The organism is Paenibacillus sp. Y280, assembly GCF_056786335.1.
In genome coordinates, this window is the sequence record NZ_JBXCIW010000001.1 from 562,363 (window position 1) to 579,305 (window position 16,943).

Annotated in this window: 15 protein-coding genes; 4 read left to right on the top strand and 11 right to left on the bottom strand. The window is 46.4% G+C overall.

Annotated features, from left to right (window positions below; all coding sequences use genetic code 11):
• Window positions 1-4: 4 nt before the first annotated feature.
• The 8 genes from AC1TPC_RS02545 to coxB all read right to left on the bottom strand — a co-directional run bounded on the left by AC1TPC_RS02545 (window position 5) and on the right by coxB (window position 6,712).
• On the bottom strand, window positions 5-391 hold the full coding sequence (locus tag AC1TPC_RS02545; protein ID WP_482065298.1) for a GntR family transcriptional regulator: 387 nt from the start codon (window positions 389-391) through the stop codon (window positions 5-7).
• A gap of 29 nt (window positions 392-420) precedes the next feature.
• Entirely contained in the window at window positions 421-1,146 is a 726-nt protein-coding gene (locus AC1TPC_RS02550) for a hypothetical protein (protein ID WP_482065299.1), read from the bottom strand.
• Between the two features lie 170 nt (window positions 1,147-1,316).
• Entirely contained in the window at window positions 1,317-1,760 is a 444-nt protein-coding gene (locus tag AC1TPC_RS02555) for a DUF420 domain-containing protein (RefSeq protein ID WP_482065330.1), read from the bottom strand.
• A gap of 53 nt (window positions 1,761-1,813) precedes the next feature.
• The gene (gene ctaG, locus AC1TPC_RS02560; protein ID WP_482065300.1) at window positions 1,814-2,710 is read right to left on the bottom strand and encodes a cytochrome c oxidase assembly factor CtaG; all 897 of its coding nucleotides are present in this window, start codon (window positions 2,708-2,710) and stop codon (window positions 1,814-1,816) included.
• 92 nt (window positions 2,711-2,802) lie between these two features.
• Window positions 2,803-3,120 (bottom strand): cytochrome C oxidase subunit IV family protein, encoded by a 318-nt coding sequence (locus AC1TPC_RS02565; RefSeq protein ID WP_482065301.1) that lies wholly within the window; start codon window positions 3,118-3,120, stop codon window positions 2,803-2,805.
• A 3-nt stretch (window positions 3,121-3,123) separates the two neighbouring features.
• Window positions 3,124-3,741, bottom strand: a complete 618-nt coding sequence (locus AC1TPC_RS02570) for a cytochrome (ubi)quinol oxidase subunit III (protein ID WP_169087959.1) — start codon at window positions 3,739-3,741, stop codon at window positions 3,124-3,126.
• Window positions 3,738-5,585: a cytochrome c oxidase subunit I gene (ctaD, locus tag AC1TPC_RS02575; protein WP_482065331.1), complete on the bottom strand. Its 1,848-nt coding sequence runs from the start codon at window positions 5,583-5,585 to the stop codon at window positions 3,738-3,740. The genes AC1TPC_RS02570 and ctaD overlap by 4 nt, the downstream gene beginning before the upstream one ends.
• 74 nt (window positions 5,586-5,659) lie before the next feature.
• Window positions 5,660-6,712, bottom strand: a complete 1,053-nt coding sequence (gene coxB, locus AC1TPC_RS02580; protein WP_482065302.1) for a cytochrome c oxidase subunit II — start codon at window positions 6,710-6,712, stop codon at window positions 5,660-5,662.
• 367 nt (window positions 6,713-7,079) lie between these two features.
• Between coxB and AC1TPC_RS02585 the strand changes: the two genes are divergently transcribed.
• Together AC1TPC_RS02585 and AC1TPC_RS02590 are read left to right on the top strand one after the other, a co-directional pair.
• Window positions 7,080-7,808 carry a hypothetical protein gene (locus AC1TPC_RS02585; RefSeq protein WP_482065303.1) on the top strand — a complete coding sequence of 243 codons (729 nt, stop codon included), beginning with the start codon at window positions 7,080-7,082 and terminating at the stop codon, window positions 7,806-7,808.
• Window positions 7,809-7,995: 187 nt separating this feature from the next.
• The gene (locus tag AC1TPC_RS02590) at window positions 7,996-8,328 is read left to right on the top strand and encodes a winged helix-turn-helix transcriptional regulator (protein ID WP_169087951.1); all 333 of its coding nucleotides are present in this window, start codon (window positions 7,996-7,998) and stop codon (window positions 8,326-8,328) included.
• Window position 8,329: 1 nt separating this feature from the next.
• Here AC1TPC_RS02590 and AC1TPC_RS02595 read toward each other — a convergent pair whose 3' ends face one another.
• On the bottom strand, window positions 8,330-9,199 hold the full coding sequence (locus AC1TPC_RS02595; RefSeq protein WP_482065304.1) for a DUF421 domain-containing protein: 870 nt from the start codon (window positions 9,197-9,199) through the stop codon (window positions 8,330-8,332).
• Between the two features lie 449 nt (window positions 9,200-9,648).
• On the bottom strand, window positions 9,649-12,540 hold the full coding sequence (locus AC1TPC_RS02600; RefSeq protein WP_482065305.1) for a family 78 glycoside hydrolase catalytic domain: 2,892 nt from the start codon (window positions 12,538-12,540) through the stop codon (window positions 9,649-9,651).
• A 171-nt stretch (window positions 12,541-12,711) separates the two neighbouring features.
• On the opposite strand from AC1TPC_RS02600, the gene AC1TPC_RS02605 reads away from it, so the two are divergent.
• Window positions 12,712-13,602: a helix-turn-helix domain-containing protein gene (locus tag AC1TPC_RS02605; protein WP_482065306.1), complete on the top strand. Its 891-nt coding sequence runs from the start codon at window positions 12,712-12,714 to the stop codon at window positions 13,600-13,602.
• Between the two features lie 5 nt (window positions 13,603-13,607).
• Here AC1TPC_RS02605 and AC1TPC_RS02610 read toward each other — a convergent pair whose 3' ends face one another.
• Window positions 13,608-14,360 carry an SDR family NAD(P)-dependent oxidoreductase gene (locus AC1TPC_RS02610; RefSeq protein ID WP_482065307.1) on the bottom strand — a complete coding sequence of 251 codons (753 nt, stop codon included), beginning with the start codon at window positions 14,358-14,360 and terminating at the stop codon, window positions 13,608-13,610.
• A 360-nt stretch (window positions 14,361-14,720) separates the two neighbouring features.
• Between AC1TPC_RS02610 and AC1TPC_RS02615 the strand changes: the two genes are divergently transcribed.
• Window positions 14,721-16,049, top strand: a complete 1,329-nt coding sequence (locus AC1TPC_RS02615; RefSeq protein ID WP_482065332.1) for an FAD-dependent oxidoreductase — start codon at window positions 14,721-14,723, stop codon at window positions 16,047-16,049.
• Window positions 16,050-16,943: the final 894 nt, after the last annotated feature.

Here is a 16,943-nt window from a genome sequence, read left to right on the forward strand (position 1 = left end):
TCCTTTATTCAAAATGTTTTTTCATCGCGTCTTTAAACATCGAATCCAGCTCTTCCTCCGTACACTGAACCCGCTTGCCCGCAACGACTGCCTGCTCAAATGCTTCAATGACAGCGGCGAGCCGATGCCGGTCACGTTCCTGTTCTCCAACCTGCGCCACATAAGTGCCGGTTCCTTGCCTCGTTCGAAGCAGCCCTTCCGCTTCCAAATCGTTATATACCCGCTTTACGGTAATGACACTGCATTTAACCGTTTGCGCAAGCTCGCGAATCGATGGCAGCAACGTCCCTTCTATTAGCTGTCCGCTTACAATTAATGCGCGAAGCTGTACTTCGATCTGATGATATAGCGGCTCTGCGCTTTGCTCGTTAATTTGTATGGGCAGCCGCATGGCCTTCACCTTCTTCCATTCTCTAATGACTAAGCGCTATAGCTGCGTTTCTCAAGACGGTTTTCAATGCGATTCACTCCAATGAAGATGGCTGCAACACTTATTGCGATAGTCACTAAAGCAATCCACCAGTGTCCGTTTGTGATCGCTTGCAGGGATGCGGCAACAATATTGCTATCCATCAATACTGTTAGACAGCTCGAGATAACGAGTAGTACAAAAATATAAACCATGTTAAACAAGAAGTATATTTTGCCTGTATGACCAACTTCCCAGTAGACGTAAGCAATCGCCATCGATAAGGAGTAACCGAACCAGAAAAGCCCATAGATTGCAAAATGCAAGGCAGATATGTCCGCACCCATATCTCGTATGAAGATGAATTGTATGATGAAAAATAACAGCTGCGTTGTTAACAATACAATAGCTAGCTGTATAATACGTCCCAACGCAATTTGCTTGGATGAGATCGGCAGCGTTCGCCAATACGCTAATTTTTTGGTATAGCTATTATCCTTCCAGTAACGCAGCATCGCTTGATTAAGAATAAAACCCATACAAGGGAATAACGTTAGATAAACAAAGTCTGCAGCCCAGTAGAGCGCCTTCTCTTTGTTGCCTTCAATCACATCATTTAATAATGGAACCGTGAATAACAATAAATAGCCGATAAAAAAAATCGATAAGAGACTTTTCCAACGATCCCTAGCCAGTTCATGCTTCGCTAAATACCAAGCGCCTTTCCATAACCCCATTGCAATTGCTCCCTTCGCTCAACCAGTGAATATACTGTATATATCTTTATACACAGTATATTCACTGTGTACACCTTTGTCAACACCTCCCAATAAATAAAAAAAGCCATACTTCCGAAAGAGTTGTCTCTCCCGAATGCATGGCTTTCCCACTGACTATGAATCGTAATCTATCCGAAAATCGCTTTTATCATAGGCTCCGTATGACCGCCCGGATACATCAGATAAAGCAAAACATAAACCATGGTACCGGTAATGGCGGTTACGAACCAAATAACCGAAGTAACCTTTCCCCACTTCCGATGCTTAGCGAATTTCTTCTTGTAGCCAAGCGTAAGCGTCGTAATGCCAAATACGGCAGCAACCGTCGCAAGCACAATATGAAACAATAAGAAAACGAGATAATATGGCTTTAAACCATCCGGCCCGCCCCATGAGGTATTACCTGCAAAAATCGTTCGTGATGCGTATACGATAAAAAAGATTATTGCAGCTACCGCTGCATAGAACATCACCTTCTGATGCTCCTCCAGCCTGCGCTTAATGGCCAGTCTCCAGCCTATGGCTACTAGGACTGCGCTAAGCACGATGAAGAAGGTGCTAATTGTCGGCATAATATTATAAATGTTCAACTCTACCCCACCTATTGTTCTTATAATGATTGGTGCTAAGCCGTACCTTTATTCGTATTTGGCAAATCATCTTCCGTATGCTCTCGTTTGAACCATTGCTTGAAAATATAGGCCAAAATAATGCCGTACATAATCTCCTGCACAAACTTCATCACGATTCCACCAAGCTGCTGATCCTCAACGACATCCATAATATTAAAAAATTGCGGACCGCTGAAGCTTTCCAGCAATCGACTAGGATCGCCCGTTACGCAATAACCCATTGCAGTCACCCATACGTCAGGATCGCTGTAGATGGCATACATGGACGTTTTCGCAAAAATAATTAAGGCGCAGGCTGGTGTAAGCAGCATTCCGTTTGCAAAAACATAAGCCATTCTTTTCAAATCGGTTAGTCTTGCCCACTCTGGTACAGGAACAGCAATTTGCCACCACATCATAAACGATGTAACGAGCAAAATAAAATAATAAAGACGATGCACAGCAAAGTGCGTCATCACATAGTCATGGACAATTGGAATATGATATACCGAAAACAAGACATTAAACAGCACAAGACAAACAATCGGATGCATCATAAAGCTAAGCTTTTTCCAAAACGGCATCGAGAACAGCTTTTTCCATAAAAAGCTTGGTACGCCTAGTAAAACTAGCGGCGGTACAATCAAATAAGACACAGACATATTGATCATATGAAATGTAAACATAAGGTGGCCTAATAGATTAAAAGGCCCTCCGTGCACCAAATAAAACATAATAGCAGCAGAGACGAACATCACCTTTTGCAGCCTAGTTGCAGTCGGTGCTTGAGGATCATTCTTCTCTCGCCATGGACCGATCAGATAGTAATATAGAATGACGATTGCCGCCATCCCGAACGCAAACATGGGGGTCCACAATTCTTCGAAGCGAAAATACTGTAAGCCAAGCATCGTGGAAGCTCCTTTCAATAACACTAGCCTATTTTTACAAAAGAGGAGGGACCCAAGCCTCGGGACCCTCCTCTCCTCCAATCAATCGAACATTACCACCAAGCCCAATACTCGGCCATAATGACACATGTGAATACGATGAATACGCCTGTCAAAATGCCGATAATGGCGAAAGTATGACCGCGGTCCTTCATATGCATCCAGAATGCCATTTGAACGAAAACCTGCAAAACGGCTAATCCGACTAAAATAATGTAAATGAAATCTTTGTTGATTTCTCCGCTGATTACAGTCGCGAATGCGATAAACGTAAGCAGGAGGGAGAAAATAAAGGCAATGATATGCTTCTTCGGTCCTTCGACCTTATGACGCTTGGGGCTTTCCTCTGTGGCTGGATGATTGCTGGCCATGGATTAAACCACCTTTCCCATCAAGTAAACGACGGTGAAAATGAATACCCATACAACGTCGATAAAGTGCCAGTACATACCGGCTACATATACCTTCGGTGCGGTAACAACAGTCAAGCCTTTTCTTGCGAGTTGAATGATAATCAATGTGATCCACGTAATACCGAAAGCAACGTGCGCTCCGTGGAAGCCAACAAGCGTATAGAACGAGGAGCTGAATGCGCTCGTCGTAAAGCCGTGGCCTTCATGTACATAGTGGTAGAACTCATAAATCTCTAGTCCTAGGAAGCCTGCGCCAAGAACAACGGTAATAATCAGCCAATTAATAAGCGCTTTTACCCTATTCGTATGCAGCGCGTGAACAGCGAATACGCTGGTCAAGCTTGATGTAAGCAATAGTGCAGTCGCAAGCGCAACGAGCGGAAGCTGGAACAGCTCATGCGCTGGAGGACCGTCAAGAACTTGATGGCGAAGTGCAAGGAACGCTGAGAACAACGTTCCGAACAATACTGTCTCGCCGCCAAGGAAAAGCCAAAAGCCTAATACTTTATTGCGTCCCTCGAGGGTCGCCTTTTCGGGCTCATGAGGCAATTGCCCCTCTACATGCGAATGCGCACTCATGCTTTACCCCCCAAATCTCTAAGGATTTCGTCTTCTTCAATGTGGAAGCCGTGATCATCGATTGCGGAACGCAGGAACATGCATCCGAACAAGATCAGAAGGCCAAAAATACCAACAGCATAACCAGTTTTGAATGAGCCGAACAGGTTGCCCCAATCATGAGCATACATGAATCCTAGACCTGCGATGAACAAGCCAAGTCCCATAAAGAACGGCAGGATTGATGGAGATGGCATATGAATCGGACCAATTGGCTCAGCAGGCGTCATGCCTTTGTGGCCATCCGATTTTTCTTTCCAGTAAGCATCATAACCGCGAACAAGCGGCGTTTGAGCGAAGTTGTACTCTGGCGGCGGAGATGGAATCGTCCACTCCAGCGTACGACCGTCTTCCCAAGGATCTGCCGGTGCATCTTGTGGTTTGAATGCTGTTATAACGACGTTCAGCAAGAAGAAGATTGTACCGAAGCCCATCAAGAATGCGCCAACCGTACTAATCATGTTCATTTCATTAAAGCCAAGACCGTCAAGATATGTCCAAATACGACGCGGCATACCAAGCAAGCCAAGGAAATGCTGAATGAAGAATGTTAAGTGGAAGCCGATAAAGAAAGTCCAGAACGTCAGCTTGCCAAGTGTTTCGTTTAGTATACGGCCGAACATTTTTGGCCACCAGTAGTGAAGGCCAGAGAAAATACCGAGAATCAATCCGCCTACGATAACGTAGTGGAAATGCGCTACGACAAAGTAAGAATCGTGATATTGAAAGTCAGCTGGCGCTGCTGCCAGCATGACGCCGGTAACGCCGCCCATTACGAAGGTTGGGATAAATCCTACAGCAAACAAATTCGCTGACGTGAATTTAATGGAGCCGCCCCACATCGTAAATAGCCAGTTGAAAATTTTGATACCTGTCGGAACGGCGATAAGCATCGTTGCAATCGAGAACAGCGCATTCGCGACCGGTCCAAGACCAACCGTGAACATGTGATGCGCCCAAACCATGAAGCCCAAGAAGCCGATCAGGATTGTAGCAAATACCATCGAGCTGTAACCGAACAAACGCTTGCGTGAGAATGTACTTATTACCTCGGAAATAACGCCGAAGGCCGGCAGGATGAGGATATAAACCTCAGGATGCCCGAATATCCAGAAAATATGCTCCCATAGTACAGCGTTGCCGCCGCCTGAAGGATCAAAGAAATTTGCGTCAAACAATCTGTCGAACATTAGCGCCGCAAGACCAACTGCAAGAGCAGGGAATGCGAACAAGATAAGCGCTGAAGTAATGAACGCTGTCCATGTGAACATCGGCATACGCATGAACGTCATGCCTGGCGCACGCATGTTGATAATCGTTACGAGGAAGTTAATCCCCCCGATTAGCGTACCGATACCGGCTATTTGCAAGCCGAGAACGTAATAATCTACGCCATGGTCGCCGCTATAGGTCGTACCAGCGAGCGGAGCATACGATGTCCAACCTGCATCCGGTGCTCCTCCTGTAAACCAGCTGACGTTAAGCAGCACGCCGCCGAACAAGAACGTCCAGAAGCCAAGTGAGTTAACGAAAGGAAAGGCTACGTCGCGCGCGCCGATTTGAAGCGGAACGACCGCATTCATAAGAGCGAACAACAGCGGCATGGCCGCTAGGAAGATCATAGTCGTACCGTGCATAGTTAGGAGCTCATTGTATGTATCCGCGCTAACAAAGTCATTAAGCGGCTTCCACAATTGAACCCGAATCAAAATCGCTTCCAAACCGCCGACAAGGAAGAAAAATCCGCCAGCAATCATATACAATATGCCAATTTTTTTATGGTCAACCGTTGTCAGCCAGTCCATCAGACCACTGTAACGTTTGACCTGATGCGAATGCGCATGAGCCAAAGTAGGTACCTCCTTCAATCACCGATAAATTATTGTTGGTAGTTAAGCTTTAGTTCAGATAAATATTTAGCAATACCTTCAATTTCCTGCTCAGTTAGATCATAAGCTCCACTCATTTGATTGCCCGGTTTTACTTCTTCCGGATTTTTGATCCAACGGTGTAAGTTGTCATAAACTGAACCTTCATTGGAATATTGCGGATCATCGGTGTTAACGAGTATACCTCCGACAGTCTCACGGCTTCCGATACCTGTCAAGTTAGGATATGCCGGTCCGCCAAGGTCGCCCACTGCGTGGCAAGATAGACATTTGCTTTCGAATGCTTTCGCAATTGCTGGATCGCTCGGAAGTGCTACAGGCTCTTTAAGAGCTGCTACCCAACGATCAAATGAAGACTCGTCCACTGATTTGACCTTAAAGTCCATCAGGCCGTGCGAAGGTCCGCAAAGCTCGGCGCATTTACCTAAGTAAACGCCTTCTTTTGGAGCTGAGAAGTACATAGCATTTTCATTAGCGCCAGGGTTCGTATCGATTTTACCTGCAAGCGATGGAATCCAGAACGAGTGAAGCACGTCAGCAGATTTCGCTTTAACGGAGATCGTCTTGCCTTTTGGAATGATAAGTTCCTGCGCTGTTTTGATTCCGTAATCCGGGTATTCAAACTCCCACCAGTATTGGTGTGAAGTAACGATTACTTGAACCGCTTCCGGATCTTTGCTGTAGTCTTTAGCTAAGTTAAATACGGATTGTACAGTCGGAACGCCTAAAATGATAAGCATGATGATCGGAATAACTGTCCAAATGATCTCCAGCTTATGATTTCCTTCAACTTGCTTTGGAATCGTATTGTCTCCCTTGCGTCTGCGAAACCGAATGATTACATACAAAGAAATCGCAAAGACGACAACAATCACAATTAACATGATTCCGATTGCCAGCTTCATCAGTCCGAATTGCTCTTCCGCTACAGGTCCCTGAGGATTCAGCGTCGACAAATCGCTCCGCCCGCAAGCCGCTAGCACCAGTACCATCATGGCCATAAGCGGCGCAAGCCGTTTTACAAATCGCCACCGTTTCATCATTAATCAACCCCACTTTTGACGTTTTCGCAGCTGCCTGATTTTAACGTGGCATGCGGCTGGCTGCGTGTTTCACAGATGTTATTACAACTCCTGCAACTTAAATCACTTTATTAAATATAAAGTTGAAGCCCCTATTTGTCAATGTTCCACAGAGAGTTCACAAATTGTTCTCAAAGCTGTCAAAAACGCATTATTCCAACGTTTTTAAGCTATTGCATTTCATTTTGCAGCATGTCTGTTCGACTTGCTCTCTACCCTTCATTGTGCACCAAACCCATGGTCAATTATGTATGCTCGCTGAAACGTATATTTAAGCTGTCAAGGCAAAAACTAAAGCCATTATCGTATGAATGGGGGTCCGTTCTTAATGCTAAAACGAATGGCCGCACTGATGCTCTCCGCTATCGTCTTATCGGCTGCTGCCGGCTGCAATTACGAAGAGCTTGTCCAGAAAAGCGATACCGATTACGGCAGCCGTCAGGCCAACGATCCGAAGATGCTGGGCGGGAAATCTTATGGTCCAATGTCGAATAGCCCGCATCAGCATGACAATGCTTTTTTTGAATACAGCTCCGTTATTTCAAGAAAGGTTACTGATCTAAATGGCATTGCCTCTGCAATCGTCATGCTGACGGACAAAAATGCGTACGTAGGCTTGATGCTGGATTGGACTGCTGTCGGCACTCGCAATCACGGCGGTAAAACAGAGCAAGACAATACCGGAACCAATGAAGGGGTCTACAATCATGATACCGGCAGCCCTTACGGCAACAGCCGCATACTCGTTTCGCCCTACAATTCCTACTTCTCCGTCAATGATATTAATGACTTGTCAGATGAGCTTAAGCAAACCGTCGCCCTAAAAGTTCGCGAGCTTGCGCCTACCGTACAAGAGGTTCATATATCGGCTAATATGGAGTTCGTCAATTATTTCAATGAATTTGCTAAAGAGGCTTGGGGCGGACGCTCCCTCATGCCATGGATTGATCAATTTAATAAGGTAGTCAAATATCACTTTGCCGGTGGTAAAGACATGCCGGCACCTATCACCCAGCCGGGAACCTATAGCCCTTCCGAGGCTCAAATGGATCAATAAAAAAATCTCTTCTATTATATATAGCAAAAAAAGGCTCTCTTTGCAGGAGCCTTTTTTTGCTATTACAATCTGTTCCTTTATTAGCGCCCTGAGCTGTTTCCGCTTCTGAGTGAATGTTTTTTCATTTTATTATCTCCAATATATATACTATACTTATGGTAGTAGCGATGGAGAGGGGATCTTCTAATTGAGCGCACATAATTACATTCCGAAAGAGCCTTTGCATATCGAGTGCAATATCGAGAAGACGCTGGACGTTATTGGCGGTAAATGGGCTTTTCTTGTTTTGCGAGAGTTGTTTTGCGGTACCAAAAGGTTCGGAGAAATACAGAGGCTGATTCCTGCGGTTAGCCCTCGTGCGTTGACAAGCACGCTCCGTCATCTGGAAGAGAAGGGCGTGCTTGAACGCAAAGTATTTCCAACCGTACCGGTAACGGTCGAATATACATTGACGCCAAAGGGCGAGGATCTGCATCAGATATTAAAAGAAATGAAACGCTGGGCTGCTATGTGGACCTAGCTTAAGGCTTCAACAAGTGATCCGGCAGTGATTTGGTGCTCGCTTGAAAGCGATCGATCGCAGTCTGATAGACACGGCGATCACTTTCATTACGGGATAATCGTTCAAGGCGGAGCAGCTCCGCCTCAAACTGCTCGATCAGCATCGAGACGCGCTCTTTCGGTTTTGTTTGATTGTTTTGCGGCTGATTGCCCTCTTGCCCGGTTTGAATTTGCAGCTCGTCATTGCTGTCAAGTTGCGCGAGAAACACATCCGCCTCTGTCATATTCCTCTTTTTCAGCTCATGGAGCAGCCATTGCCGATCATGCCCCAACTTACTGAGCACCTCATCTTGGATGTCCCCATCCATCAGTACGGTCTGCGCTTCCCACTCGTTAGCCACATTCCATCCGAGTACATCAGGCGTTATAGGCTGATACTCCTTCTTCAGCATCACATTGACTTCCCCGCTTGACTCCATAACGGCAAACTCGACATCTGCCACGCGGTAAACGTCTTTTTTCCGCAATTGTTCAAGCATTTCATCCAATGTCAATCGTTCTTTATGCAAATTCTTTCTGAGCAGCTGTCCATCTTTAATGAGAACCGTTCCTTTGCCATCAATAAAATCACGAGCTTTTTTACTTTTCATCGTCAAAAATTCCATAGCGACCGATACGCTGACCCACACCCCTAACGAAACCAAACCCAAAAACCATAAATTATCGAGATCAAGCGAGATATAGGCGGCTATGTTACCTATAGATATGCCTGTTATGTACTCGAATAGAGACAGCTGTGAAATTTGACGTTTCCCTAACACCTTCGTTAACGCAAATAGAATGACAATTGCCGCTAGCGTTCGAAGGACAATTTCAAACCAACTTGGCATTTTGACTTCCCCCTTTCCATCTCTAGAGTATCCAGAAAGGTAAAAGTCATGCGTTTTCCATTTAGATGTTGCATTTCATTCTGCAGTGTAGTATTATAGAAAGAACGTATTATATTTAACCCCAGCAAATCCCCAGTAAGATTCAATGTTTTCCTCGGATTTTGATTTCTTTGCTGTTAATTCTCAAACCTGTTACGTGATGTATTTCTGATTCACACTGGCGCGGTCATCGGAGCCGCGAGGACGGAAGAGAGGTAGGGCTTTCGTTGTTTTAGAATGCGAGTTTTAAACAACTTGGTACACATGCTGTTTGCTGTTAACAAGGGGATTCCATACGGCCTTTCGCTCATGAAGAGGTCCGGTTAAATATAAGATACACACAGGGCTGTCTTGCTAGTGCATTTATGTACTGGCAAGGCAGCCCTATCCAATCTTCAACACCTTTTGCTCTAGCCTAATCTCGTCTCACGAATATCTGCTTTTACGCCCTCTGGCACTCGAATCCTCACTTTCGCATGCACGGGATAACAAACCTCCAGCTTCATTGCCGAACCACCCTGCTCCACTCGCCAAGAAACATCGATTCGCCCTCCGCCTGGATGCGGCACGCTGCCCTTCGCCCATAAGAGACCGCATAGGTTAGGCGCGATTTCCACCTCGGTCCATGCTGCCGTCAGAGCCTTTACCCCTAACAGCTCACGGCCTAAGAAATAGGCAGGCGCCGATGACCAAGCATGACAGTGGCTGCGTGTCAGCATATCCTCATGCGCGCGATTTTCGGAAAAGTTCGGATACATCTCCCAGCAAGTCGTCGCTCCATTATCGATCATAACGCCATAATGATGGCGAATGTCTTCTACGATTTGCTGCGCGTTGCCTGATTTAGCTAAAGCTTCATAATAGAAGAACGACATAAATGGACTTCCGATTTGTATAAAATGCGCTGGCGGCTGCTGCATATATTGCGTTAGCCGCTCATAGCGCTCGCCCTTAGCAACCTCGGTCAAAGTCGCTACAACCTGCGTCTGCATGCTGAGCACCTCTGATCTTCGCCCATCCGCATGAATACAATCGATATAAGCCTGATTCTGTTCATCCCACAAATGCTCGTTGATCGCGCTCGCCAGCTTCTTAGCCTCCTCCTTAAGCCAATCAGCCCCTGTGGAATCATCAGCGATTATGGCTAGCTCGGCTGTCGCTTGCAGCGTTTTGACAAGAAACATGTTCTGATGCGCAACGACTCCATCATTGGGCTGATCGATCGACGACCAATCAAGGAAATTCCAGCCCTTAATGTTGAATAGCCCGTTTCCATCTATTTTGTCTACATAATGCTTCAACGTAAACTTCATATGCGCATACATTTCCTTCGCAAAATCATGGTCTCCCGTCTGCTGGTAGTACTCGTGACAAGCAAGCGCCCAAAAAAAAGTCCAGTTCGGAATGACGCTGTTCCAGCCGCTTGGCACTTGATTGACAAGCAGCGGCGTCTGCTCCTTCGAGCCCGGAACGAGCCGGAGACAACGCTTCACAATATCATTTACACCATACAAATAGTTGCTGATTAATGCTTCGTTGCGGCTGTCCCCTACCCAGAACACCTGCTCATAGGCAGGACAATCAACGAAGGTGTCCTCCATGCAAAGCTTCGCCGTATGCTGGCTAATTTGCCAAATATCATTTAACAACGGGTCTGAGCATTGGAATTTCCCGATCTCGGCAACCGGATAATTGCTCTGCAAGCAGGACAACCCATAAAACTTAACCGGCCTCGCAGCGCCCCGAACCGTCACCATTTGATAGCGGAAGCCGCGTCTTGCCGAGGATACAAATAATTGTCTGCCTTGCCTGCAAACGTACCGGATCGTATTATCTAGTCCGTAAGTGTCTTGCCTGTAATGGCTGTTCATATATTCAAAGCCGTAAAAATCAATAACGGTATCCGCATCCGCATCTACCTCGAACGTCAAATAACCGGAATATTCTTTGCCAAAATCAATAATGAGCTCCGTGTCCGCCCCATGGAAAATCGGAACAGTTCCGGCCTCCGCATTTGGAATGACCATTTGCTGCAACGATGCCGGAATCGCTAGAGCTGTACTCTCCTTTTTATAGACGCATAGCGCGAATACATCGGCTTCGCTTACATATTTATTCGGAACCGGCTTTACCCATTCGGTATATTTCGATAAGTCATCCGACGAGGCAACCGAGCCAATGACTTCCATATAAAGAGGATGATTGCGATTAAACGACTGCCTTCCTTGATGGTCGATTTGAACAGCCGTTTCGAATGGACCAATCGAGCAAAACACCGAATGCTCTTCACCAGCGCCTTCCCAAGGCGAACGGAATGCAAACGGCTTCTCACAGTACAGCCCCAGATGAATAATGCCGGGATGAGACGGACCTGACACATCCACAAGCAGCAAATGCTCGCCCGCGTCAAGCTCCAGCTCCGCATATCGCTCAACGTCATTTCTGCCAAAGGCATCAATCGGCTTTCCGTTCAGCGTAGCGGCAACGATGCCTTCACCAAAAGCGGCACCGAGAATAACGGAAGCCGCTTCTTCGAGATGCAATAGCGTCGCCGCATAACCTATATATTCGAGCTGATTCGAATGATTCTCACTGCCTGCTACCAAATGATTGCGCACATCTATTGCAGCCGACCAGTGAAAGGTTTTTACTTTGTTAAGCGCTTCTACACGCTGCGGAAAAACCTGCTCTTCTGTCAGCAGAGGAATATCGCGAGGAATTAATGTCGTCCATGGGCCTTCCCCTACTGCTGCTATGACGAGCGCTGATGCCCAGCCTATATCGGAATAATCACGTTCCTTCCAGCTGTCATCCCACTCCGAGGCATCCAAATACTCAGAGAAAGCGTGCTGGCAAGCCATGCGTGTAGATCTTGAATGTTGACCGAGATAACGGGACGTCCGCCATGACTGATCGCTGCTCACTGTCTCCAGCACGCTGCCTTCTTCACTCAGAAAATCCAGCTGTGCCAGCAAGCCGCCGCGACCGCGTATATAATAAAAAGTCGTTACGCCAAAATGCATGACCATTGCTGCAATCGTATTCTGCTTGCCACGCTCAAGCAAATGTCCAACCTCATACGTATCATAGGATTGCTCTGTTTGCCAAGAACGAACGGGGCCACGTCCAAGCCGCTTTCCATTGATATACAATACATATCTTGAATCCGCCGTTATGCGAAGCGAGCTTTCGCTCCAGCCTTCCTGCGGTACTATAAAGGTTTTGCGGAAGCAGTGCCACTCATTGCGAGGACTCTCCTCCCCTTCTGTCCAAATCCAATTTGCCTGCCATGAACGATTCATTTATGTACCACTCCTTCGCCTTATTACCTCTGATTGTACAGCAGCGACAGAATGGACTAATAGGTTGATTACGACAAATATATAGGTGTAAAATGACATAAGATCAATCTTGCAAACGTATACGGTTCACTAGTATAGTTTCTTATTTTTATAGATTAGGGGCGCTTCCAGATGAAGAAAAATGTCATGCTCACCAAGGCCGAGCTTTATTTCAATGATGAGCTATCTATATTCGTTAATCGGGTAAGCGAACGATTCGAGCTGCGCGAGCATGCACATGAATTTGTGGAAATTTGTTATGTATGGGAGGGAAGCGGCTTTCATTATATCGGAGATAAGGCGCTGCGCGTAACGAAGGGAGATTTATTTTTGATACCCATCGGCATCTCGCATGTATTTAGACCGTCCTCCTCGTCTGCGGATAGCCGTCTAATCGTGGGCAACTGCATCTTTAAGCAATCGGTCCTTGATTCCCTTACGAGCACGATGCCAAATATGCTAAACTCGTATCGCTTTAAACATATTGGCGCTGATGTCATGACAAGCTGGATATCATTCAGGGAGCAAGCGCATGAATTTGGAGGTTTATTCGACCGCATGCTTCAGGAAACTCAGCAAGCCCGCTTGGGCTTTCATACGATGCTGCTTGCTATGCTGCTTGAGCTGCTTCTGCTGCTGGAACGTCGTTTAGAGATTGGGAGGCATCATAGTCCATCGAATGTCATCGAGCCTGGTAATCGTGTGGACACGATTATCCACTTTATGCGTTCACGGCTGCACGTTCCGATTTCACTGCGTGACGTTTCAAGGCAAGTCCAGCTTGGTGAGCGTCAAGTGCAGCGGCTTATCCAAGCCTCAACGGGGCTTACGTTTACGAGCCTTCTGCGCAAGGAGCGCATCGAACGAAGCTGCATCCTCCTTGAGCAAACGACGAAAACAGCGGTGGAAATTGCTCCCCTCGTCGGCATGCACGACATGAAGCATTTCCACCGCTTATTCAAGCAGCTGATCGGCATGACTCCCATTCAATTTCGTCAAGCGTCACATCATGCAGCAAAATAATAAGGCTATTCCTCATAAATCATTTTTCTCGTCATGCCGCCATCAATCGTAATATGGGTACCCGTTACAAAATCATTGCCAGGGTCAGTTAAGTAAATACACGCACGAGCAATATCCGCTGGCTTGCCCACGCGCTGGGACGGATGCTGGGTATGATCCTCCGGCCGCAGCTTATCGTAATCGCCATTCTCGATCCAGCCCGGACAGATGGCATTGACGGTAATGCGATCCGGACCGAGCGACACCGCCATAGCATGCGTAAGCGACAGAATTCCGCCCTTCGAGGCCGCATAGGCTTCTGAATCCGGCTCCGACATCATCGCTCTCGTGGAGGAAATGTTCACGATGGCTCCGCCTCCGCTTGTCCGCATCAGCTTCGCCGCCTCACGCGAGCAGACGAAAGTGCCGCGAAGGTTGGTGTTCACGACGTCGTCCCATTCTTCAATCGAAAGATCATAGGGTGACTTCCATATGCCAAACCCTGCGTTATTTATGACGATGTCCAGTCTGCCAAGTATGGTCTCGATATCGCGGAACAATCCTACGATCTCATCTGGATTGCTCAAATCAACGACAAAGGATAGAGAGTCATAGCCAGCCTCCTGCAGCAGCTCGCCTGTCTGTTCCAGCCCGGCTTCATTTTTATCCACTAGAACGGGAAGCGCTCCGTGTTCCGCATAGGCGATTGCAAGCGCACGGCCTATTCCTGCTCCTGCACCTGTTATAAGTACTATTTTAACGTCATAGACAGACTCCATCTGAATTCCTCCTTAGCGATTGCTATGCTTTCAGTATGAGTGTAATCGAAAACCGTCAAAAATGAAAACGGCATTAACGCGCAATAAACAGAACTGTTTACGAGCTGATGCACTTTCAAATTTGCTGCCCGACATAAATTGTGGCTAAGTCGTGTCAAATAGTCTGAAAATTCATTCCTTATACCTAAAATGGTTCAAAATCCCTTGTCAATTTTCCTAATAGCGAATATGATATAAGCAAGAAGAGGTTGTGAATGTTTTCACATTGTACAGTAGGTTGTGAAATAATTCACGTTGTAAGGTCGACGGCCGATGCGGCTCACGTCTTTGCACATATAATAGGAGGCGTTTGATATGACGATGAACATTGCTGTTATTGGCTGCACACACGCAGGAACTGCTGCTATTACCCAAATGGCTAAGCTTTACCCCGAGGCTCGCATTACAGTATATGAACGGAACGACAACATCTCGTTTCTATCGTGCGGAATCGCACTTCATGTTAGCGGTGTTGTAAAAGATGCCGAGCACCTATTTTACGCTACGCCAGAGCAGCTCGCTAAGCTTGGCGTTACGACGCATATGCGCCATGATGTGCTGGCAGTAGATACGGATGCCAAAACGATTCAAGTCCGCAACCTTCTAACCGGTGTAGAATTTACTGACACCTTCGATAAGCTCGTCGTTACGACAGGCTCGTGGCCGATTATTCCGCAAATGGACGGAATCGAGCTTGAGAATATCGTGCTATGCAAAAACTATAATCATTCGAAGACGATCATTGAAAAAGCTAAAAATGCGAACCGCATTGCCGTCATCGGTGCCGGCTATATCGGCATAGAGCTTGTTGAGGCCTTTGAGCAGCTTGGCAAGCAGGTTACCTTGATCGACAATATGGAACGCATTTTATATAAATATTTGGACCAAGAATTTACCGATGTTACCGAGCAAGCGCTAATTGATAAAGGAATTACAATCGCCACCGGCGAAACCGTTACTTCGTTTGCAGGCGCTGAAGGCCGCGTTACGACCGTCAATACGACTGCTGGGCAATATGAGGCGGACCTTGTTGTACTCTGCATCGGCTTCCGTCCTAACACGGAGCTGCTGAAGGGCCAAGTCGACATGCTGCCAAACGGAGCAATCATCGTCGATGAATATATGAGAACGAGCAAGCCCGATATATTTGCCGCTGGCGACAGCTGCGCCGTCCACTACAATCCAACCGGCCAAAATGCGTACATCCCGCTTGCAACAAATGCCGTTCGCATGGGTACGCTTGTTGCCAAAAACCTGATGAAGCCAGTCGTCAGATACCTCGGAACACAAGGCACATCGGGAATTAAAATTTACGATTACAACATCGCATCGACTGGTTTAACGGAAACGGCTGCGCTTGCTGCGGGTATAAATGTGAAAAATGTCACAATCATCGACAACTATCGTCCCGAGTTTATGCCTACCTACGAGCAAGTGACACTAAAGGTCGTTTACGAAGCGGAAAGCGGCAGAATTGTTGGCGCGCAGGTGCTATCGAAGGTCGATCTAACGCAATCGATCAATACGCTGTCGGTATGTATCCAAAACGGCATGACGATGGACGAATTAAGCTACGTCGACTTCTTCTTCCAGCCGCATTACAACAAACCGTGGAACCTGCTTAACCAAGCTGGGTTGCAGGCTGTATAGGATAAGAGAGGGGCAACGATGAATCTTATTCGGCATCGTTGCTCCTTTATTTCTTCTTACTATAGGAGAGATTACTCACGTGCTCTTAATCATGACTAGCAAATGTGCCACTCCTATCAAACGTTGCAAGCACATATATGCGATTACAGCTAGCAATCCTAGATACTTTTTCGCTATAAGAGCACATACGTGCTTACAGCCATAATTCGCACGTTCGCACATTCCAATCTCTCACATAAGCACATATATGCGCTTATAATCAACAAACCAAGCTACTTTTGCCGCTGTAAGAACATATACGTGCTTACAGCCACTCTCCACCTGTCCGCACACTCCAATCTCGCCTTGTAAGCACATATATGCGCTTACAGCTAACAAACCAGGCTACTTTTTCGCTGTAAGAACACACAAGCAGTGGAAAAGGTCATATTGGTAAAAGATCGGGGGCTGGGCAGTTCCCTGCTCCAGCAATTCTCTTAAAATCGCGCCGGACGCGATAATGACAGGCAGGAAAAAGATGCCGCGAAATTGGCGATTGAGCAACAATGCGCTGAACATCGCAAATATTAGAATGAGCGGCACCTGCGAGAGAATCCAAAATTTCCCTAACTTAAATGATCTTGTTTTTTCTTTCTGTAGTTGTGCCTAATTAAATCTAACGCAGCACTCAAATCAGCATTAGAACAGATAACAATAAAGGCTTAACTAAGCTTGATTGATCGTAGATAAAGTAAGCTAATACAACGTTTCCTATGAAAACAATGAAGTATAGTTCAACCTGAATTTCGAAAGTGAAATCTTATAAAAACGTAAAAAAGTGCCCTGATCTTTGGTAGAATGGTGTTTGTCTAGAACACATCACCCAAAAGAGAGGAGCACCTTTATGGTGAAGTT